Below are 19,505 nucleotides of genomic sequence, written 5' to 3'. Positions count from 1 at the left end.
ACGGTCACCTTGCGCGGTGCGGCACCAGAATGGAGGGAGAGGAGTGCAACGGCCGTGGACTGGTTCACCGCATCCGACTACTGGCTGAGCCGGCTGGTCTTCCAGCGGGCGCTGGCCGCCGTCTACCTGGTCGCGTTCCTGACCGCCGCCCTGCAGTTCCGGGCGCTGCTCGGCTCGCGCGGGATGCTGCCGATCCCCCGCTATGTCGCGCGGGTGCCGTTCCGGCAGGCGCCCAGCCTGTTCCAGCTGCACTACTCGGACCGCTTCTTCGCGGCCTGCGCCTGGACGGGCGTCACGGTCTCGGCGGCGCTCCTCGCGGGCGTCGACGGGCTGCTGCCGCTGTGGGCGGCGATGCTGCTGTGGCTGGTGCCGTGGGCGCTGTACCTGTCGATCGTCAACGTCGGCCAGACGTGGTACGGCTTCGGCTGGGAGTCGCTGCTGCTGGAGACCGGGTTCCTCGCGGTGTTCCTCGGCAACGACGAGGTGGCCCCGCCGGTCGTGGTGCTGTTCCTGCTGCGCTGGATCCTGTTCCGGGTCGAGTTCGGCGCGGGCCTGATCAAGCTGCGCGGCGACGCCTGCTGGCGGAAGCTGACCTGCCTGGACCACCACCACGAGACCCAGCCGATGCCGGGCCCGCTGAGCTGGTTCTTCCACCATCTGCCCAAGCCCCTGCACCGGGTGGAGGTGGCCGCCAACCACGTCACCCAGCTGGCCGTGCCCTTCCTCCTTTTCGCTCCGCAGCCGGTCGCCTCGGCCGCCGCCGCGCTGATGATCGTCACCCAGCTGTGGCTGGTGCTGTCCGGCAACTTCTCCTGGCTCAACTGGATCACCATCGTGCTGGCCCTGTCCGCGGTGCGGTTCCCCGCCGACCCGCCGCCCGTGCCGGACGCCCCGCCCTGGTACGTGGTGGTGGTGCTCGCGGTGGCCGCGCTGCTGCTGTTCCTGAGCTATCGGCCCGTCGCGAACATGGTCTCCCGCCGCCAGGTCATGAACCGGTCCTTCGACCCGCTCCACCTGGTCAACACCTACGGCGCGTTCGGCAGCGTCAGCCGGGTGCGGTACGAGGTGGTGGTCGAGGGCACCGCGGACGCCGTGCCGCGCGAGGACTCCGACTGGCGGGAGTACGAGTTCAAGGGCAAGCCCGGCGATCCCCGGCGCTGGCCGCGCCAGTTCGCGCCCTACCACCTGCGGCTGGACTGGATGATGTGGTTCGCCGCGCTGTCGCCCGCCTACGCGGGGACCTGGTTCGGCGCGCTGGTGGAGCGGCTGCTGGAGAACGACCGCGACACCCTGAGGCTGCTGCGCCGCTCCCCCTTCCCGCCCGACGAGCCGCCCCGCCACATCCGCGCCCGGCTGTTCCGCTACCGGTACACCACCTGGCGGGAGCTGCGGGAGACCGGCGCGTGCTGGCACCGTACCTATGTCCGAGAGTTCCTGCCGCCGACCCGGCTGGCCGGGGCCGCCCGGCGGCCGTAGGGGCGGGTGGTGGTCCCCGCGTGGACGTGGTGGGGCGGGGCCGCGCTCGCCGTGCGGCGCCGGATCACCCCGGGTCCCGGGCGGGCTCGGGGGTGTCGGCGGTCACGGGGCGTCCTCAGTCACGGGGCGTCCTCAGTCACGGGGCGCCCCGGTCACAAGGCGTCACCGGGCAGGGGTGCGTCGGCGGGCAGCAGGCCGGTGGTGCGCGCTTCCTGCCAGAAGGCCGCCGGGACGGGGCCGCGGAACTGTGCGGCGCAGTCGTCGACCTCGGCGGCGGAGCGGGCGCCGACGAGGACGGCGGTGACGGCCGGGTGCGCGGCGCAGAAGGCCAGGGCGGCGGCGCGCAGGGTCGTGCCGTGCGCCTCGGCGAGCGCCTTCAGCCGCAGGGCGCGCTCCAGCAGCCGAGGGGGCGCCTGGGCGTAGTCGTAGGTGGCGGTGGGCTTCGGGTCGGCCAGCAGCCCGGAGTTGAAGGGACCGCCGAGGACGACGGCCGTGCCGCGGTCGGCGGCCGCGGGCAGCAGGTCGGTGAGGGCGCTCTGGTCGAGGAGGGTGTAGCGGCCGGCGCACAGCACCACGTCGACGTCGGTGTCGCGGACGAAGCGGGTGAGCATCGCGGTCTGGTTCATGCCCGCGCCGATGGCGCCGACGACACCTTCGGCGCGCAGCCGCTCCAGTGCCGGGTAGCCCTCGCGGAAGGCCTGTTCGGCGTGGTCGTCGGGGTCGTGGAGGTAGACGGTGTCGACGCGGTCGACGCCGAGCCGTTCCAGGCTGGCGTCCAGGGTGCGGCGGATGCCGTCGGCGGTGAAGTCCCAGACCCGGCGGTGGGTGGCGCGGACCGCGAAGCCGTTCGCGAGGTCGTCGCCGGTGCCGTCGCAGGGCTCCAGGCGGCGGCCGACCTTCGTGGACAGGGTGTAGGCGTCGCGGGGGTGTGCGCGCAGGGCGGCGCCGAGCCGGCGTTCGGACAGACCGAGGCCGTAGTGCGGGGCGGTGTCGAAGGCGCGGATGCCCTGCCGCCAGGCGGCGGCCACGGCGGCGTACGCCTGCTCGTCGGTGACCTCCGTGTACAGGTTGCCGAGCGCGGCGGCGCCGAAGGCGAGGGCGGCGCTCATCGGGCCGCCGGGCGCGGGCGCAGGCCGTGCATGCCGCCGTCGACGGCGAGCGCGGTGCCGGTGGTGGCGCCGGACAGCGGGCTCGCCAGGTAGGCGATGGCGCCCGCTACCTCGGCGGCGGTGACCAGCCGGCCGGTGGGCTGGCGGGCCGCCAGGGCGGCGCGTTCGGCGGCCGGGTCGGCGGCGGCGTCGAGGAGGCGGCCGATCCACGGCGTGTCGACGGTTGCGGGGTTGACGCAGTTGACGCGGATGCCCTCGTGGACGTGGTCGGCGGCCATGGCGAGGGTGAGGGAGTACACGGCGCCCTTGGTCGCGCTGTACAGGGCGCGCTGCGGCAGGCCCGCGGTGGCGGCGATCGAGCAGGTGTTGACGACGGCGGCGTGGGCGGAGCGGCGCAGGTGCGGCAGGGCGGCGCGGGCGGTGCGGACCAGGCCGACGACGTTGACGTCGAGGACGCGGTGCCATTCGGCGTCGTCGTTGTCCTCGACGGTGCCCTGCGCGCCGACGCCCGCGTTGTTGACCAGGATGTCCAGCCCGCCCAGGTCCTCGGCGGCGGCCGAGACCGCCCGGCGCACGGCGGTGTCGTCGGTGACGTCCGCGCGGTAGGCCAGGAGGGGTGGGCGGACCGTCGCCGGGTCCCGGTCGAGGACGGCGACGCGGGCGCCGCGCTCGGCCAGCAGCTCGGCGGTGGCCCGGCCGATGCCGGAGGCGCCGCCCGTCACCAGGGCCCGCAGGCCCTCGAAGTCGCTCATGCCGGCTCTCCCTTCCTGCGTCCGGCGCGGTCGGCGGCCCAGAAGGCGCCGCCGGGGAACGTGTACCGCGCGATCGACCCGGGCCGCAGGGCGGCCGAGAAGCCGGGCGCGGTGGGTGCGGTGTAGTGCCCGTCCCGGATGACCACCGGGTCGAGGAAGTGGTCGTGGAGGTGGTCGACGTACTCGATGACGCGGTCCTCGGTGGTGCCGGAGACCGCGAGGTAGTCGAACATGGCCAGGTGCTGGACGAGTTCGCACAGTCCGACGCCGCCGGCGTGCGGGCAGACCGGGACCTGGAAGCGGGCGGCGAGCAGCAGGATCCCCAGGTTCTCGTTGACGCCGCCGACGCGGGCGGCGTCGAGCTGGAGGACGTCGACGGCGCCGGCCTGGAGGAGCTGCTTGACGATGATCCGGTTCTGCGCGTGCTCGCCGGTGGCGACCCGCACGGGGGCGACGGCGCGGCGGATCGCGGCGTGGCCGAGGATGTCGTCGGGGCTGGTGGGTTCCTCGATCCAGTACGGGTCGAACGGGGCCAGTGCCCTGGTCCAGCGGATCGCCTCGGCCACGTCCCAGCGCTGGTTGGCGTCGACGGCCAGGCGGATGTGCGGGCCGATGGCGGCGCGCGCGGTGCGGCAGCGGCGGATGTCGTCGTCGAGGTCGGCGCCGACCTTGAGCTTGATCTGGGTGAAGCCGTCGGCGACGGCGCGGCGGGCGAGCCGGGTCAGCTTCTCGTCGTCGTAGCCGAGCCAGCCGGGCGAGGTGGTGTAGGCGGGGCAGCCGCGCGCCAGCAGCCGGGTCCGCCGTTCGCCGGCGCCCTCGCGGCCGCGCCGCAGCAGGGCGAGGGCGTCCTCGGGGGTGAGGGCGTCGGTGAGGTACCGGTAGTCGACCTGGCCGGCCAGCCACTCGGGTTCGGCGTCGGCGAGCAGCCGCCACAGCGGCTTTCCGGCGCGCCGGGCGGCGAGGTCCCAGACGGCGTTGACGACGGCGCCGATCGCCATGTGCATCACGCCCTTCTCCGGTCCCAGCCAGCGCAGTTGGCTGTCGCCGACCAGGTCCCGGCTGAGCGCGCCGGGGTCGGCGCACAGGGCGTCGACGGACCGTCCGAGCACGTGGGCGCGCAGGGCCTCGATCGCCGCGACCTGGACGTCGTTGCCCCGCCCGATGGTGAAGGCGAAGCCGTGGCCCTCGTGGCCGTCTGCGGCGTCGGTGCGCAGCACGAGGTAGGCGGCCGAGTAGTCGGGGTCGGGGTTCATCGCGTCGGAGCCGTCCAGCTCGCGCGAGGTGGGGAAGCGGATGTCGTAGGTGTCGACGGCGGTGACGCGTGCGGTGGAGGGCGTCATCCCGCATGTGTACCAGACCGGTGCGGCTGGCCGCCGCCATGCGGCGTACAGCGGCTCGGGGAGGTCGTGGTGTGGCCGGAGTGGGAGGTTCCGACGCATGTCCGCCTCAGGTCACTGGGCGGACCCGGGTAGGAGCGGGCGCATGAAGGTGCGCTCGTAGCGCAGGACGCAACCGCTTTCATCCCTGATGCGGTCCGCTTCGATGAACTCGGGATCCTTGCCGAACAGGGCCCGGTACCCCTCGTAGGCGGCGAGGCTGGGAAAGCTGAACAGAGCGAGCGCCTTGTCGCTGGCGCCCTCCGCCGGCAGGAAGTACCCGTGGTGGGTCCCTCCGTGTCGGTCGACCAGCTCCATCCAGCGGCGCCCGAAACGCTCGAACGACTCGATCTTCGCAGGATCGATCACGTACTCCACCACGCAGGTAATCACCCCCCGAGGCTAACGCGGTCAGGCGGCCGGGCTGTCCGCCGCGGCCCCGGTCCCGCGGGCCGCGCCGACGGCTGCGTGGTGGCGCGGCACGGGGTGGGCGGGCCAACGCGGCCGCCTGACGGCGCGTCAGGCTCGTGCCTGACGCGGGGTGGTCGCCTTGCGCGACGCAGCATGGCGCACCGGACCGGGCGAGCTCGCGGGCCGAAGACGCTGCAACCACAGGGAGGCGGTGAGCAGGAGGCCGCTGAAGACGGCCAGGAGGAGGGTGGACACCCACATCTGGCGGCTGCCGGGCAACCGCCAGCCCGTCCAGGCGGTCAACACCGCCCACAGCAGGACGCCTCCCGCGTAGAAGGCACGGACCCGGCGCAGTTGCCGCGTGGTTCGCGAGGGCACGACGTGATCGGTTGTAGACGTCATGGCGTGCCGTGTACCCCGGTGCACCTTGTTCATCGGGGCGTGTTGTGCGCCTTCACTGATGGGTGCTTCCTGCGCGTCGCGTCGTTCGGCGGACGAACAGCCCTTGTCACAGTGAGGCCGGCCGAGGAGCTGGTGACCTGCTGCCTGTTCGCGTCCGGTCGTCGTGCTCGGGAAAAGCCACGGATCTCGTGTCCGCCCCGGCCAGGCAAGCGCTTCTCGAAGGCGACGTCCACGCTCTGAGCGCCCGGGGCGGACTGCCTACCGTGAAGGTCCGCCACGACAACCTCGGAGCCGCAGTCGCCCGGGGCTGTGCCTCTACCGTCGCCGAGTGGAAGTCGAACGCCAGACCGCCTTCCGCTCCCACTTTGGAGGTCACACGGTGGGGACGCCGCCGACGAAGGTGCGTTCTGGCGGTGACGCCACGAGTTCGACCATGGTGCCGGTGCGAAGGTCATCGCCGACGACGCGCGTGATCGCGTCGGTGAGCGCGGCGCCTAGGCGCGCGGTGATCTGAGCGGCATCGGGGCGGTCGAAGACGCCGGCTCGGACGCCCAAGACCACTGAGGCTTTTGCGTCCACGACTTCGCCGCCCTGCGCGAAACGGCCTGCGGGGACTCCGGCCAGGCGGATACTGACGAGGTCACGGACCCATTCGCCATAGACATCGACGATCGCGTCAGTCAGCGCGGCGACGAGCACGGGTTCCTTGCCGGTCAGCCTGTTCTCCGGAAGGTGGACCGTCATATGCGGCATAGTGGGCCTCGTTCCCTTTGAAGACAAAGCCTTTGACCTCAAAGGTATCTGGGAGAGGTCACCGATGTCCACGCAATCGGACGGTCCAGCCGTCGATGAGGCAGTTCGCACCCTGCTGTTGCTCATGCCCCGCCTCGTCGGCCGCGCCAAGCGCCTGCCCATCCCTCCGGCGCTCCAGGGTCTGGACCTGGCACCGCGGCATCTCGCGCTGCTGGCCCACTTGGAGTACGACGGTCCCACCAGCGTCAACGACCTGGCCGCCCGGCTGGAGGTGGCCCCGACGACCGTCAGCCTCATGGTCAGCGAGCTGTCACGGCTGGGCGTCCTGCAGCGCACTGCCGATCTCGCCGACCGCCGCCGCCGCATCATCGCCATCGCCCCCGCCTACGCCGCTCCGATCGGCGAATGGCTCTCTGGCAGCGCCTCTGCCTGGGAACGCGTCATGCGCGGTCTCAACCCCGCGGAACGCGCCACGGTCATCACCGCCCTGCACGCCTACGAAGCCGCCTTGGAGCAGGCGGGCGACCAGCATCCCAAGGCACAGCCGCGTTAGCGGGCTTGGCGCAGTCGGCACAGCCCTGCCTGCTGTCATAGCCGCTCTCACTTCTCCCCAGGATGTTTCCACCCGCGATCGCTTACCACTGCCCGAACCAACGGACGAAGTCGCTGCTTTCACCGACGACGCCAGGTCGGCCCCGCTAGTCGCGGGGGACCAGGTGAATCATCGCCCGTCGCGGACCGAGGGATCTTCGTGGTCAGCCGGCCGCGGTACCGGCCGATCCCTCACCCGGGGCCAGGCCCTCTCGCCACCCGGGCCGTCGCGGCCGACCGCGCGCATGCTTGACGTGCCACCCGCGGCCACCTGCGGCGCCAGGGCACCCATACGGTCGTCCCGCGGCCACCGGGCCGGCCGCCGCCTGTGGCGTGGCCGGCCCGGTGGCTGTTCCGCCCGGCTTCGAGCGGCACGCGCTCACGCACGCCTGCCGGGTCCGGTGCGGGTCAGCCGCAGGTGCCGGCCGGCTTGGTTCGGGTGACCACGTCGCTGACGCCGGTGGTGGCGTCCAGCCACAGCACCTGGGTGCCCGCGGCCGCCGCGGCCGACAGCTGCTCGCCGCGGTTGCAGGAAACCCGGCTGCGGTGCGGTGTTGCGTCGTCGCCCGCCGACGGGAACTGCCACAGCTTGGCGAGGTACTCGTTGCGCATCTCGGCGACCGGTGTCCGGGCCTCCATCGTGACGGCCTCCCGCGAGACCGTGAGATCGCGGACGTTCAACGCCGCGGGGCCGGTCTCCGGGCTGAGGTCCGTGACGCCGGAGCCGTCGAGCGCGGCGCGGCGCAGGGCTGTCGTACCGTTCTGGTCGATCTCGTCCAGCAGCCAGTAGACGTGCTCGCCGGTGATCGCCGTCGGGCCCAGCGCGGCCCCCGGTGCGGCCTGGTGGACCACCGTGCTCTCGCCGGTCACGACGTCCACGATCCGGGTGGCGTACTCGTACGTGCTGCCGGTCACCCGGTGTCTGGTCTGATACGCCACCTTGTTGCCGCTCACCGACGGGAAGAACGCCTGGCTGTAGGTGCCGCCGCCGAGCGACACCTTGTTCGCCGGATCCTTCAGGCTCAGGTACGTCACCCCCCGGCGCCCGCCATGATTGTGGTGCTCGAACGTCACGACGTCGCCCTCGACGTCCACCGAGGAGCCCACGCCACGGCCGGACCACAGCTTCCTCACGGGACCGCCCGCCAGCGGCCGGGCCAGCACCTCCACGGGGCCGGAACCGTACGCGAACCACACCACGGTGGTGCCGTCCGTCGCCGGATTGACGTGGTAACGGCCGTCGTTGGGGCTCATCAGCTTCCGCTCGCCCTTGCCGTCGGTGCGGCCGGCCCACACGGAGTACGGCTCGGACCCCTCCTCGTTCGACCGGGACGCCGCCCACCAGCCGCCGCCCGCGCCCAGACGCGAGTCGTAGGTGTTGACGCGTTCGAGCAGGACGTCGGAGTCGATGCCGAGGGCCAGCTCCCAGTTCGGCACGATGCCATGGGCGTTGAAGGCGCGCCGGACGGCCGTCAGGTCCCGGCCCGTGACGCCCAGGTCCCGTGCGGCCGCGAGCACGGCGGCCCGCCCCTCGGTGAAGCCGTCGAGCGGGGTGAGGTACTCGGTGAGCGCCTTGTAGACGATCCGGTCGGCCAGTTCGGGGCGGAGGTCCTGGCGGATGTCCCACAGTGCGCCGGCGAAGATGGTGGAGTTGAGGTGGACGCCGCCGTTGTCGGTGCCGAAGCCCACGCCGAGGAACGACGCGGTGGTGGTCCGTCCGTCGTCCAGGTCGCGGAAGGCGCACTCGCGCGGCGACTTGGTGCGGCACAGCGCCTCGCCCACGAGCCCCGAGTCCGGGCTGTCCATGGGAATGCCGAGCACGTCCGTCTCGACGGCGTTGCCGAAGTAGTCCGCGATCGCCTCGTTCAGCGCTCCGGACTGGCCGGCGTAGACGAGGTCGGCGGTGTGCTCGACGACTCCGTGCGTCATCTCGTGGCCGACGACGTCCAGTGCGGCGGCGAGCGGACGGTACTCGGCGTCGCCGGAGCCGTAGACCATCTTGCTGCCGTCCCAGAAGGCGTTGACGTAGGGCTGCCCGTAGTCGGTGACCCCGACGAGGGAGTTGACCGTCATGCCCCGCCCGTCCAGGCTGTCCCGGCCGTGCCGGTCCTTGTAGTGGTCGTGGACCCGCGCCGCGGCCCAGTGCGCGTCCACCGCGCCCGCCTCGGTCGCCTCGGCGCCGAAGGCCGGGGTGGGCGAGCCGAACTCCTGCAGGGTCTCGGGCCACGTCCCGGCCCACTGGCTGGCCCACTTGCCGCGCGCGTCCCAGGTCACGATGGCGTTGCCGCTGTCCTCCGGGTGACGGGAGCGGTCGCGCAGCAGGTAGGCGCCGCGCTCCTCGTCGTGGGTGATGTCCAGGGCGACGGTCGTACCGTCCAGCTTGACGCCCGAGCCGGTCTCGGCGGCGGGGGCGAGCCGGCGCGCGCTCGGCGCGCCGTCGGCCGGCGGCTTCCCGTCGGCTGTCTTCGGGGCGCCGAACGTCTTGATACCGCTGTACTGGAGGACCGGATAGCCGGCCCGCGCGTCGATGTAGACCTCGCGCAGCACCGGCTCGCCGAGGGCCGGGTCGGTGCCGCGCACGGTGACGTGCCGGGTGAGCACACCCGTACCGCTGGGCAGGACGACCAGGCCGTGCGAGGTGCCGGTGAGCGGCGGCGCCGACTCGTCCCGCCCGCCCGTCCCGTGCCCGGCGAACCGCTCGCGGCCCAGGTCGTCCAGGACGGCGTCGACCGCGCGCTCCACCGCGAGCTCGTCGCCGACCTCGGCCGCGGTGTCCGTGCGCAGCCCGGTGAAGTACTTGCCGGACGTTCCGGTGACGACCCGTGAGCCGTCCGCCGACTTCTCCATGCGGACGACGTACTGGCCACCCAGGACCGGCACGCCCTGGTGCCTTTGCCGCAGCCGCACGGTCTCCCGCTTGCCCTCGGTGACGGTCCCGGCGGGCCGCAGGTCCCGGACGGCGTTGGCGATGCGGTACGTGTCGCGCTGTGCGGCGAGGTACGCACGGGCCGCTCCGGCCGCGTCCCCCGCCGCCGGAGCCGGCTGCCGGATGCCCTCCACCAGGGCGGGCGTCTGCGTGCGCTGCCCGGGGATCACCTCTTGCGGGCTCGGCGGTGGTGCCGCCTCGGCCGCCGTCGCGGCGGCGGGGGCCACCGGGACGACGAGTGCGGCGACGCCGATCAGCGCCGCCGCACCCGATATGCCGGCTCTTCGTGCCCCGGGCCACCCCGGCTGTCTCACGGAACTCGCTCTGGACCGACGCACAGTCCCCCCAGTTGATGATGGTCGAGCCGGCGGAGGCCACCGCCGGGCGGTGCAGTGAAACCCACGACGCGCCGAGTCATCAATGGTGCGCGGATGTCCACGGTTCATTTCCGGCCCCGCCCGAGCTGACGCCGCCGGGCGGGGCGCCGGCGGGCTGGGCGCCTGCTCATATGGAGCGGCGGATGCCCCGTCCCGGTCGGAGCCTGTCGTCGGGTTCGGGCGTACTTCCGTTCGTTGCGCCCCGGCATCCCCGGACACACGTCACCATGACGAGGTGGACAGCACAGACGCGACCGGAACACGACCGGCACCAGGGACGCCCCTCGCTCCCGACGACCTGAGCGCGGCGGTGGACACGCTTGCCCGGTTCGCTCGCCGCGCGCCGCTCACCGAGGCCCTTGCCGCACTGGAACACGGCCTTGACGGGGCGGACGCGGCACATGCCGTCCAAGTCGCCGGCCAGGGCGGGGTGGACCCCGGTCTCCTCGCCTCCGCGCTCACCGTGCGGGAGAGCCTCGGCCGGATCAGCGACCTCATTCACGCGTCGGCGATCATACTGGCGCTGCCGCACATCCTGGAGGAGGGCGAGCGGATCTCCCGGCGGCCTTCCCTCGGGGCCGGCAACGACCCGGGCCGGCCGTACGACCTGGAAACGGACCGGCGCGTGGCGGAGTTCAAGCTCGCCCGGTGGCGCGGTGCCGACGCCATGCGCAAGCGGCAGGTCTTCAAGGACTTGACCATGCTGACCGCTCCGGGCGTGCCGCCGACCTCTTCGTCATCGGCCCGGAACCCGCGCGCTTCCTGCGCTCCAGCGCCTCCACCGCGGCGTGGGCACTGGACCGTTCACCCGGCGCGCTGCGCACCTTCGCATCGGTCTTCGGCTCACCGGACGTCGCGATACGCGAGTTCACCGCCACGCATGCCGCTCACGTCCGCATCACCGACCTCTGCGACGTCCTTCCCGAGCCGGTCACCCGCCTCCTTCGGTGAGCGGGGCGTCGTCCGGGTCCGGCTCACGGCGTTCGTGAGGGCGGGCAGCGCCGGGGGCGGACGAGGGGTGGGGCGGGTCAGGAGCGGGGTCCCAGTACCTCCAGGGCGCCGGTTTCGGTGTCGTAGCTGCGCAGGGTGGTGAGCCGGACCGACAGCGGCGGCGCCGGCAGCACCTCGCAGACCCGCCGGCCGGCGAAGGCACCGGCCCGCCGGGTCCGGCCGAGGGTGATGTGCGGGCTCCAGCGCGCGGGTGCGTGGAAGGGGTTGAGGGTCTCGGGCGGGCTGTCCGAGACCACCGCCTCCCACACCCGGCGGTGCAGACCGGCCAGCGCCTCGTCGAGGTCCAGCGCCCAGGCCAGTACCGAGGTGGGCCGTGCGAAGCGGACCACGCCCGTACACCGCGCCGGCAGCGGCAGGGCGGCGGCCACATCGGCGAGTGCCCAGCGGATCGGGGCGGTCAGCTCCGGGCAGGCGGCCAAGGTGAGGTGCGGGCTGTTGGTCGGTGAGCGGTGGCGCGCCTGGCTGGGCAGCCCCGCGTCAGCGAGCCGTCGCCAGGCCTCCCGGACCGCCGCGTCCGCCGCCTCGTCCAGCAGGAGCTCGACCGTGCGCACCATGCCGAGCCTAGCCGCGATCGCCCGCGGTTTCGCCTCGGCGGTGGAAAACCCACAGCGGCGGAGCGCCGTGCGGGCGGCGCTGCCGAGGGGGCCGGTTCGGCCGGAGCGCGCAGCAGATGAGCGGCGGCGGGCCGGACGGGGTCCGGCATACCGCCCGGTACGGCATTCAGCGTGCCGTCCCGGACCCGGCCGCGGCGGTCGGCCGGCCACGCAGGGACGCCGGAGCCGTGACGAGGAGGCCTTCCCGGCCGGGTTCCGGGGCGGACATACGCGGACGTACGGTCCCTGCGACGGTCCCCGCGCAGGACGCCGGCGTCGGTGCCGAGCACGTGGTCCGCGGCACCGGCGGCCACGACCAGCGGTGCTGCGGACAGGGACGACACGGCGCGACGCGGCGCAGGTCGGGAGAGCCGGCGCGACGCGGCGCAGGTCGGGAGAGCCGGCGCGACGCGGCGCAGGTCGGGAGAGCGGGCGCGCCGCCGGCCGCGCGGCCGCAGGCACGGGCGCAGGCCCTCCCCCGCCTGGTCGGCCGGTCCCCCCCGGGACACAGCCGAAGGCGGGACCCGGCAGCGGAGGCGGCCCCGGCGGTGCGCGCCGCGCCGCACGCCTGCGACGGGCACGGCCGGGCACACGGTATCCCGGGGCCAGGCCGTGAGGGAGACGCAGACGATGGGCACAGTCGTACACGTTCCGCAGACACGGGACATGATCGGGGAGGAACTCTCCGGCGACGAGGCATTCACCGCGCTGCGCCGCTACGGCGGCGTGCAACTGCTGGCCGACGCGTTCGCGCGGTTCCGGTACGCCGACGGCTTCACCAACGCGCGCGGACTCGGTTTCCAGATCGTGCTCGGCATGCTGCCCTTCACCATCGCCCTGGTAGGGGTCGCCACCGCGGCGCACACGGAGAGTATCGGGCGGATCATCGAGCTGACCCTGGGCCGGATCGTGCCCGGAGCCAGCACCGAGGTGGTCGAGGAGGCACTGACCGGGACCCGGCGCAGCGCCCACTCCGATGTGTGGAGCACGGTCGCACTCTGGCTCGGCCTCGGGTTCTCGGTGCTCAATCTGGCCTCCGCCATGGGGCAGGTGGAACGCGGCGCCAACCGCATCTACGGCATCGAACGCGACCGCCCCTTCCCGCTCAAGTACGGCAGGGCCCTGCTGCTCGCCTTCGCCGCGGGCGTCCCCATGGTGCTCGGCTTCCTCGTCCTGGTGGCCGGCGAGGCGGTGGGCGAGTCGACCGCCGAGGCCTTCGGCTGGCCACGGATGCCGGCGTGGTGGGCCGCCGTGCGCTTCCCGGTCGGCGCGGTACTCGCCTGGATCGCCTCCGCGGTCATCTTCCGCTGGTCACCGCGCCGCGATCAGCCCGGCTACACCTGGCTTGCCTTCGGCTCGGCCGTGCACCTCGTGCTGTGGGTCGGCGCCACCTGGCTGCTGACCCTGTACGTCGCCAGGAGCGGTTCCTTCGGCGCCGTGTACGGTCCCCTCACGGCGTTCGTGGCCCTGCTGCTGTGGGCGAATCTCACCGGCATCGCGCTGTTCCTCGGCATGGCCTTCGCCGCCCAGCTCGAGGCGGCGCGGGCCGGACTGACCGACCCGGTCCACCCCGACCCCGGATCGGGCCCTTGACGCGCAGCGCACCGTGGCGCCGCGGACGGCGGCGGGCAGCGGTACGCGAGGGCCGGGGGCTCGTGGTCTCCCGGCCCTCGCGCGTCTCGGGTGCTACGTGAGCACGCCCGCCCCGGTCGTCGCCGCCAGCGACGCCGGCAGGTCGCTCGCCGAGGCCTCCAGGCCCGCCGTGAGGGCCGGGGCCCAGTTGACCGTGGTCTTCAGGTCCTTGGACGAGGCGGCGTTGTAGGCGGCGACGAGGTCGGTCACGGTGCCGTTGACGAGGTTGCCGGAGCCCTTGACCGAGCCGGTGCCGTCACCGCTGAGGAGCTTGGCGGCCTTCGCGCCGGACGGCAGCTTCCAGTAGTTGTTCTCCGCGACGACCTGGGCCTTGGCACGGGAGTTGATGCTGTACTGCGGCGTGTACCCGTTGAGGGGCGTCACGTCGTAGTGGTTGTTGTAGATGTGGATCTGGCCGATGCGGGCCAGCGGGGCACGCTGCGTGATGCCCTTCCACACGTTGTGGTGGATGGAGACGCGCAGCTTGCCGACGCTGTCGGTGTCGCTGCTGCCGATCAGCATGGTCTTGTCGTGGTTGGTGAACTGGTTGCGCGAGACGGTCACCAGGTCGGATCCCTTGGTGATGTCGAGGGCGCCGTCGTGCATCTGGTACTCGCGGCCGAAGTACTTCGGGTTGGCGCTGTCGAAGTGCGGCGCATCGGTGAAGGTGTTGTGGTCCGCCCACACGTGGGTCGCGCCGCGCAGGGACACCGAGTCGTAGTTGGAGTTCCAGTTGCCGTCGTCGCCGTCGGTCGGGTCCCACTGCGGGAAGCAGTCCTCGGTGGCGGCGAAGGTCAGGTTGCGGATGATGACGTTGTCCACGTTCTGGATCTGCAGCATGGCACCGGTGAGGCCCGCGTTCGTGCCGGGGACGCCCACGATCGTCGTGTTGGCGGGCACCTTGAAGACGATGTTCCTGCCCTGCTTGGCCTGGGCGGCGGCGCGCGCCGTCTCCTGGGTGCCGGAGGGCAGCTTGGAGCGGCCGTAGGTGGCCGGGTCGTAGGCCTTGAGGTAGGCCGACAGCGAGTAGCCGGTGCCGGAAGCGTAGTCGGCGCAGGTCAGCTTCTTGCCGCTGTCATCGGTGTTGGCGTCGATCATGCCGTTGATCTTGATGATGCGGGGCGTGGTGTCGGAGACCGAGCCCAGCGCCTTCACGAGCTGCGCCCGGGTGGAGACGGTGAAGGTGTGGGCGGCGTCGGCCTTCGTGCCACCGGTGGTCCCCGCACCGGAGGACGCCCAGCCGTCCTTCGCGGCGAGCGTCTGGTGGTACAGGTCGACGGTCCCGGCGTTGGCGTTCATCACGAGAACACCAGCGCCGACGCCCGCGGTCACGACGGCCGCGCAGACGACGGCGGCACGACGGGAACGGAGGGACCGGCGGTGGGAGCGAGCAGCCACAGGGCTTCCTTACGGAGGAGGATCGAGGTTGCGCCCTGACAGTGGCCGCCGGCCCGTGAAAGGTTGCCGCGTGCCGGCGCCTTTTTCGCTCCCGCCTTCGCCGCGCGATGTCGTCCGTCCGCCTGCGCGCCGCGTCAGCCGGCCCGGGCCCCGCGCACCCTCGACAGGGCGCGGCGGGCCGGGGCAGAGTGCTCCCGTACTCGCCAGTAGGCCCACTCATCCGCCGAGGAGCGCCCGTGACCAACTGGGTCGGACGGACCGCCGTCGAGATCGCCGCCGCCGTGCGGGACAAGCAGGTCACGCCCCGGGAGGTGGTGGCGGAGCATCTGGCGCGCATCGAGCGGCTGGACGGACGGGTCGGTGCCTTCCGGACGGTGCGGACGGAGGCGGCGCTGCGGGAGGCCGACGAGGTGGGGGCGCGCGGAGATCTGGCCGGGCTGCCGCTGGCCGGGGTGCCCGTGGCCGTCAAGGACAATCTGGCGGTGCGCGGCGAGGCCACCAGGAACGGCTCGGCCGCGACCGCGGACACACCGGCCGAACGGGACCACGTCACCGTGGCCCGGCTGCGGGCGGCGGGCGCGGTGGTCGTGGGGCTGACGAACGTGCCGGAGCTGTGCGTCTTCGGTACGACGGAGGGCGTGCACGGCACTGCCCGCAACCCCTGGGACCTGTCCCGCACCGCGGGTGGCTCGTCGGGCGGCAGCGCCGCCGCCGTGGCCGCCGGGATGGTGCCGATCGCGCTCGGCAACGACGGCATGGGGTCCCTGCGCATCCCGGCGGCCAACTGCGGCCTGGTCACCGTCAAGCCGGGCCACGGCGTGGTCCCGGCGGGGATCGGCCGGGGCGACTGGTTCGGCATGGCGGAGAACGGCCCGCTCGCCACGACCGTCGCGGACGCGCGGCTGATGCTGTCCGTCCTCGCGGACGCGGGCTTCGACGGCGTGGGCGTACGACCGGACGCGCGCGACACGCAGGACACCCAGGGCACGCCTACGACGTCGGCCACGGCGGGCACGGCGGGCACGGCGGGCACGGCGGGCACGTGCAGGATCGCGCTGTCGCTGCGCGCCCCGATCGCCGGGGCCGTCGTCACCAAGCCGTACACCGCCGCCGCGCGGGAGGCGGCCGGACTGCTGATGAAGGCGGGGCACCAGGTGCGGCGCGCGGATCCGCCCTATCCGCGCTCGCTCGCGCTCACCGCGCTGGCGCACTGGACGGCCGGCACCTCGGTCGACGCCCAGGGGCTGGACGCCCGGCTGCTGGCCCGGCGTACCCGCGTCCACGCGGCCGTCGGGCGGCGGTTCGCGGGGCGGGTGCGCGCCGGGTCGGCCCGCGAGGCGCTGCGCCGGCGGCTGGAGCCGTTCTTCGAGGAGTACGACGTGCTGCTCACCCCCGCGCTCGCCCGCCGCTCCCCGCGGGCGGTGCCGTGGCACGAGCGGGGCTGGCTGCGCAACCTCGTGGCCAACTCGGCGTACGCGCCGATGACTCCTCCCTGGAACCTCACCGGCTGGCCCGCGATGGCCGTGCCCCTCGGCACGCTGCCCTCGGGCGCCCCGTGCGCCGTCCAGCTGGTGGGCCGGCCGGGCGCGGAGGCGCGACTGCTGCAGCTGGCGGGGCAGTTGGAGCGGCTGCGGCCGTGGGAGCGGACCGCGCCGCTCGGTTAGAGGCCCTGGGCGGCCCGCTCGTCCGGCCGGGGTGCCGGGCCGGCCGGCTGGAGGGCCTTGTACATGATGTGCAGGCCGACGAGTCCGTGCCGGGGGTGGTCGAAGGCCTCCGGCACCGTGCCGAGGATGGTGAACCCGAGGGACGTCCACAGCGCGACCGCCGGGTTGGTCTCGACGACCGCGTTGAACACCATGCCCCGGTAGCCGTGCGCGGCGGCCTCGGCAAGGACGTGCTCGGCGAGGGCGCGGCCGATGCCCCGGCCGCCCTGGTCGGGGTCGACCATGAAGCCGGCGTTCGCGATGCCCGCGGCGGGACCGCCGTAGTTGGGCATCAGGTAGGCCGAGCCGACGACGGCTCCCGAGGGGTCCTCGGCGACGTAGACGCGCTTGGCCGGGCTCATCCAGAGCGCGCGGGCCGCTTCCTCGCCGGTGCCGGGATCCCAGCTGTAGGTCTCGCCGGCGGCGACGATGCGGTGCCAGAAGGGCCAGATGCGCGGCCAGTCGTCGGCGGTGGCTTCTCTGATCAGCATGGGCGTGAGTCTCGCACGCCCAGCTGACCGGTGATCGCGGCAGCCCCGCCCAGGGTGTCAGTCCACGCTGGGCAGGATGTGCGGCTCGGCGAGGTCGTCCTCGTAGCCCGCCAGGCGGATCGGGGCCGAACGGGCCCACACGTCGAGGCTGCCGATCTCTCCGGGCCGGCGGCCCGCACGCTCGGTGCGTTCCTTGGGCCGCTGCTCGCGATTCTTCTTCTCCGGTGTCACCGCGCACTCCTTATGTGTCGGGTCACCCTCGGGCTCGCCGGCCGGTCCGCTGTCCGCGGCGCGACGCGCACTCGGGTCTGGGTCCAATACGTCCGGACGCGGTGGCGTCGACAACTCACGGGAGGGCAGACCGCTGTGCGCCGGCTGGTCCCGGGACGGACGATGGGTGTGGGTAGGGACCCGTGCTGCTGTCCGTCGGCTTCAGATTAACCACATGAGCAGGCTCGCGCTCGATGGCGTACGAAACTTGGGGAAGAACAGGGGGGCTCCGCCAAGTCGCCCCGCATATACCGCACTCCCCCTTGCACCCGTTTGCTCCACGATGCGCCGTTCGCGCTTCACTCGCTCGGCCTACTCGGCTGAACGGATGTAGCTACCTGGACCCCGGCCCATCCGGTTGTCGCGGCCGCCGCCCGGCTGTCACGGTCACCGCCCGGCCGTTGCCCGGCTGCTGGAGCAGGGCGGCCGACGCCCCGGCAAGGACTGCGCCGCGCCGTGGATCCGTCGGAACGGGCGACGGCGCGCCGGGCCCGCCGTGGATCGCGGGCTGACGCGCCGTCAATTACAGGCGACGAGAGGGGAGACGACGGGCTACCACTTACCGGGCGCGTAGTCCTTCAGGAAGACGCCGTACAGGTCCTCGCCCGCCTCGCCGCGCACGATCGGGTCGTAGACCCGGGCCGCGCCGTCGACCAGGTCGAGCGGGGCGTGGAAGCCCTCCTCGGCGAGGCGCAGCTTGTCGAAGTGCGGGCGTTCGTCGGTGATCCAGCCGGTGTCGACGGAGGTCATGAGGATGCGGTCGGTTTCGTACATCTCCTGGGCGCTGGTCCGCGTCACCATGTTCATCGCGGCCTTGGCGGCGTTGGTGTTCGGGTGTCCCGCGCCCTTGTAACCGCGGTTGAAGACGCCCTCCATCGCGGAGACGTTGACGATGTAGGAGCGTCCGCTGGGCGCCTTGCGGGCGGCCTCGGCCATCACCGAGCGCAACTTGCTGATCAGGATGAACGGCGCGGTGTAGTTGCACAGCTGGGTCTCGAGCAGCTCCACCGGGGAGATCTGCTCGATGGTCTGGACCCAGGTGTTGGTGTCGACGACGTCCGGCACCAGGCCGCCGGCGTCGATGGCGGTGCCGTCGAGGTGGCGGGCGATGCTGGCGTTGCCCGCGACCAGGGCGAGGTCGGCGACCTGCTGGGCGTCGAGGCCGCTGGTCCCGAGGGGCAGCGCGGCGAGCCCGTCGACGGCGCCGGAGTTGAAGGCGCCGATGACGTGGTGGGCGGGGAGTTCCCCGGCGGGCAGCGGGGCGCTCTCGCCCTCGACCAGGGCGGCGTAGGCGGAGGGCAGGCGGCGCACGGTCTGCGTCGCGTTGTTGATCAGGATGTCGAGCGGACCGGCCTCGGCGACCTGGTCGGCGAGGGCCACGGCCTGGGCGGGGTCGCGCAGGTCGATGCCGACGACCTCCAGGCGGTGGATCCAGTCCGCGGAGTCCTCCATGGCCTTGAAACGGCGGATGGCGTCCTTGGGGAACCGGGTGGTGATCGTCGTGTGAGCGCCGTCACGCAGCAGCCGCAGGGCAATGTACATGCCGATCTTGGCGCGGCCGCCGGTGAGCAGCGCCCGCCGGCCGGTGAGGTCGGCGCGGGCGTCGCGCTTGGCCCGGTTCTCGGCGGCGCACTTCTGGCAGAGCTGGTGGTAGAAGTAGTCGACCTCGACGTACCGCGCCTTGCAGACGTAGCAGGAGCGCGGGCGCTGGAGTATCCCGGCGATGCGGCCCGGCTCGATCTTGGAGGAGGGCAGGATGCCCTCGGTCTCGTCGTCGATGCGCTCGGCGGAGCCGGTCGCGGTGGCCTCGGTGACCTGCCGGTCGTGGGCGGTCTTGGCGGCCCGGCGCTCCTGGCGGCGGCGCTGCTTCACCGTCCGGTAGATGTGCGAGGTGGCCCGGCGCACCTTGATCGCGTCGGGGTGGTCGACCTCCAGCTTGTCGAGCTCTTCGAGCACGCTGAGGCAGATCGCCAGGCGCTCGGGGTCGATGCCGGGCCCGTAGACCACCTCGTCCGGGGTCTGGGTGCCGTCCTCTGTGACCGTCATCGCCGCTGCGTTCCCTGTTTCTGCCCTGGCGGCGCTCCGACTCGCGCCCGCATTCGAACGGCAGATTTTACGGAGCACCGGGCCGCCTCGCCAAACCCGTCATGATCAGGGCGTACGGGCCATGATCACGAGGCGGGGACCCGGCTCGCCGGGGCGCTGGGGGGTGTCTCGTCGATCAGGCCGGATCA

The 19,505-nt window shown here is 73.0% G+C and carries 17 protein-coding genes; 5 read left to right on the top strand and 12 right to left on the bottom strand.

Annotated features, from left to right (window positions below):
• Positions 1 to 54 precede the first annotated feature (54 nt).
• Complete coding sequence (locus G7Z13_RS31030; protein ID WP_166003770.1) at positions 55 to 1,476, top strand: lipase maturation factor family protein; 1,422 nt, start codon at positions 55 to 57, stop codon at positions 1,474 to 1,476.
• 152 nt (positions 1,477 to 1,628) lie between these two features.
• Here the strand turns inward: G7Z13_RS31030 and G7Z13_RS31025 are convergent, their stop codons facing one another.
• The 6 genes from G7Z13_RS31025 to G7Z13_RS31000 all read right to left on the bottom strand — a co-directional run bounded on the left by G7Z13_RS31025 (position 1,629) and on the right by G7Z13_RS31000 (position 6,270).
• The gene (locus G7Z13_RS31025; RefSeq protein WP_166003768.1) at positions 1,629 to 2,585 is read right to left on the bottom strand and encodes an aldo/keto reductase; all 957 of its coding nucleotides are present in this window, start codon (positions 2,583 to 2,585) and stop codon (positions 1,629 to 1,631) included.
• Positions 2,582 to 3,337 carry an SDR family oxidoreductase gene (locus G7Z13_RS31020; protein WP_166003766.1) on the bottom strand — a complete coding sequence of 252 codons (756 nt, stop codon included), beginning with the start codon at positions 3,335 to 3,337 and terminating at the stop codon, positions 2,582 to 2,584. Before G7Z13_RS31020 ends, G7Z13_RS31025 begins: the two co-directional genes overlap by 4 nt.
• On the bottom strand, positions 3,334 to 4,677 hold the full coding sequence (locus tag G7Z13_RS31015) for an enolase C-terminal domain-like protein (protein ID WP_166003764.1): 1,344 nt from the start codon (positions 4,675 to 4,677) through the stop codon (positions 3,334 to 3,336). The genes G7Z13_RS31020 and G7Z13_RS31015 overlap by 4 nt, the downstream gene beginning before the upstream one ends.
• 111 nt (positions 4,678 to 4,788) lie before the next feature.
• On the bottom strand, positions 4,789 to 5,091 hold the full coding sequence (locus G7Z13_RS31010; RefSeq protein WP_240926550.1) for an NIPSNAP family protein: 303 nt from the start codon (positions 5,089 to 5,091) through the stop codon (positions 4,789 to 4,791).
• A 141-nt stretch (positions 5,092 to 5,232) separates the two neighbouring features.
• A complete protein-coding gene (locus G7Z13_RS31005) occupies positions 5,233 to 5,526 on the bottom strand; it encodes a hypothetical protein (protein ID WP_166003754.1) in 294 nt (97 codons plus the stop codon).
• 372 nt (positions 5,527 to 5,898) lie between these two features.
• The gene (locus G7Z13_RS31000; protein WP_240926407.1) at positions 5,899 to 6,270 is read right to left on the bottom strand and encodes a hypothetical protein; all 372 of its coding nucleotides are present in this window, start codon (positions 6,268 to 6,270) and stop codon (positions 5,899 to 5,901) included.
• A gap of 73 nt (positions 6,271 to 6,343) precedes the next feature.
• On the opposite strand from G7Z13_RS31000, the gene G7Z13_RS30995 reads away from it, so the two are divergent.
• The gene (locus tag G7Z13_RS30995) at positions 6,344 to 6,832 is read left to right on the top strand and encodes a helix-turn-helix domain-containing protein (protein WP_166003750.1); all 489 of its coding nucleotides are present in this window, start codon (positions 6,344 to 6,346) and stop codon (positions 6,830 to 6,832) included.
• Between the two features lie 446 nt (positions 6,833 to 7,278).
• Here the strand turns inward: G7Z13_RS30995 and G7Z13_RS30990 are convergent, their stop codons facing one another.
• The gene (locus G7Z13_RS30990; RefSeq protein ID WP_240926406.1) at positions 7,279 to 10,110 is read right to left on the bottom strand and encodes a M4 family metallopeptidase; all 2,832 of its coding nucleotides are present in this window, start codon (positions 10,108 to 10,110) and stop codon (positions 7,279 to 7,281) included.
• A 711-nt stretch (positions 10,111 to 10,821) separates the two neighbouring features.
• On the opposite strand from G7Z13_RS30990, the gene G7Z13_RS33920 reads away from it, so the two are divergent.
• On the top strand, positions 10,822 to 11,124 hold the full coding sequence (locus G7Z13_RS33920) for a hypothetical protein (RefSeq protein ID WP_240926405.1): 303 nt from the start codon (positions 10,822 to 10,824) through the stop codon (positions 11,122 to 11,124).
• Between the two features lie 77 nt (positions 11,125 to 11,201).
• On the opposite strand, the gene G7Z13_RS30980 is transcribed toward G7Z13_RS33920, so the two are convergent.
• Positions 11,202 to 11,735, bottom strand: a complete 534-nt coding sequence (locus tag G7Z13_RS30980; RefSeq protein ID WP_166003747.1) for a 2'-5' RNA ligase family protein — start codon at positions 11,733 to 11,735, stop codon at positions 11,202 to 11,204.
• A gap of 672 nt (positions 11,736 to 12,407) precedes the next feature.
• On the opposite strand from G7Z13_RS30980, the gene G7Z13_RS30975 reads away from it, so the two are divergent.
• On the top strand, positions 12,408 to 13,370 hold the full coding sequence (locus G7Z13_RS30975; protein ID WP_166003744.1) for a YihY/virulence factor BrkB family protein: 963 nt from the start codon (positions 12,408 to 12,410) through the stop codon (positions 13,368 to 13,370).
• Between the two features lie 93 nt (positions 13,371 to 13,463).
• Here the strand turns inward: G7Z13_RS30975 and G7Z13_RS30970 are convergent, their stop codons facing one another.
• Positions 13,464 to 14,807 carry a polysaccharide lyase family 1 protein gene (locus G7Z13_RS30970; RefSeq protein ID WP_166003742.1) on the bottom strand — a complete coding sequence of 448 codons (1,344 nt, stop codon included), beginning with the start codon at positions 14,805 to 14,807 and terminating at the stop codon, positions 13,464 to 13,466.
• 236 nt (positions 14,808 to 15,043) lie between these two features.
• On the opposite strand from G7Z13_RS30970, the gene G7Z13_RS30965 reads away from it, so the two are divergent.
• Entirely contained in the window at positions 15,044 to 16,471 is a 1,428-nt protein-coding gene (locus G7Z13_RS30965; protein WP_166003740.1) for an amidase, read from the top strand.
• On the opposite strand, the gene G7Z13_RS30960 is transcribed toward G7Z13_RS30965, so the two are convergent.
• The 3 genes from G7Z13_RS30960 to G7Z13_RS30950 form a co-directional block, all read right to left on the bottom strand.
• The gene (locus tag G7Z13_RS30960; RefSeq protein WP_166003738.1) at positions 16,468 to 17,001 is read right to left on the bottom strand and encodes a GNAT family N-acetyltransferase; all 534 of its coding nucleotides are present in this window, start codon (positions 16,999 to 17,001) and stop codon (positions 16,468 to 16,470) included. The genes G7Z13_RS30965 and G7Z13_RS30960 overlap by 4 nt on opposite strands.
• 57 nt (positions 17,002 to 17,058) lie before the next feature.
• Positions 17,059 to 17,232 (bottom strand): hypothetical protein, encoded by a 174-nt coding sequence (locus G7Z13_RS30955; RefSeq protein ID WP_166003736.1) that lies wholly within the window; start codon positions 17,230 to 17,232, stop codon positions 17,059 to 17,061.
• A gap of 591 nt (positions 17,233 to 17,823) precedes the next feature.
• A complete protein-coding gene (locus G7Z13_RS30950; RefSeq protein ID WP_166003734.1) occupies positions 17,824 to 19,317 on the bottom strand; it encodes an SDR family NAD(P)-dependent oxidoreductase in 1,494 nt (497 codons plus the stop codon).
• Between the last annotated feature and the right edge of the window lie 188 nt (positions 19,318 to 19,505).

It is taken from the genome of Streptomyces sp. JB150 (genome assembly GCF_011193355.1).
Lineage (GTDB): Bacteria > Actinomycetota > Actinomycetes > Streptomycetales > Streptomycetaceae > Streptomyces.
Note: the sequence above shows the minus strand (reverse complement) of the source record. Positions and strands in the feature narration are given on the sequence as shown.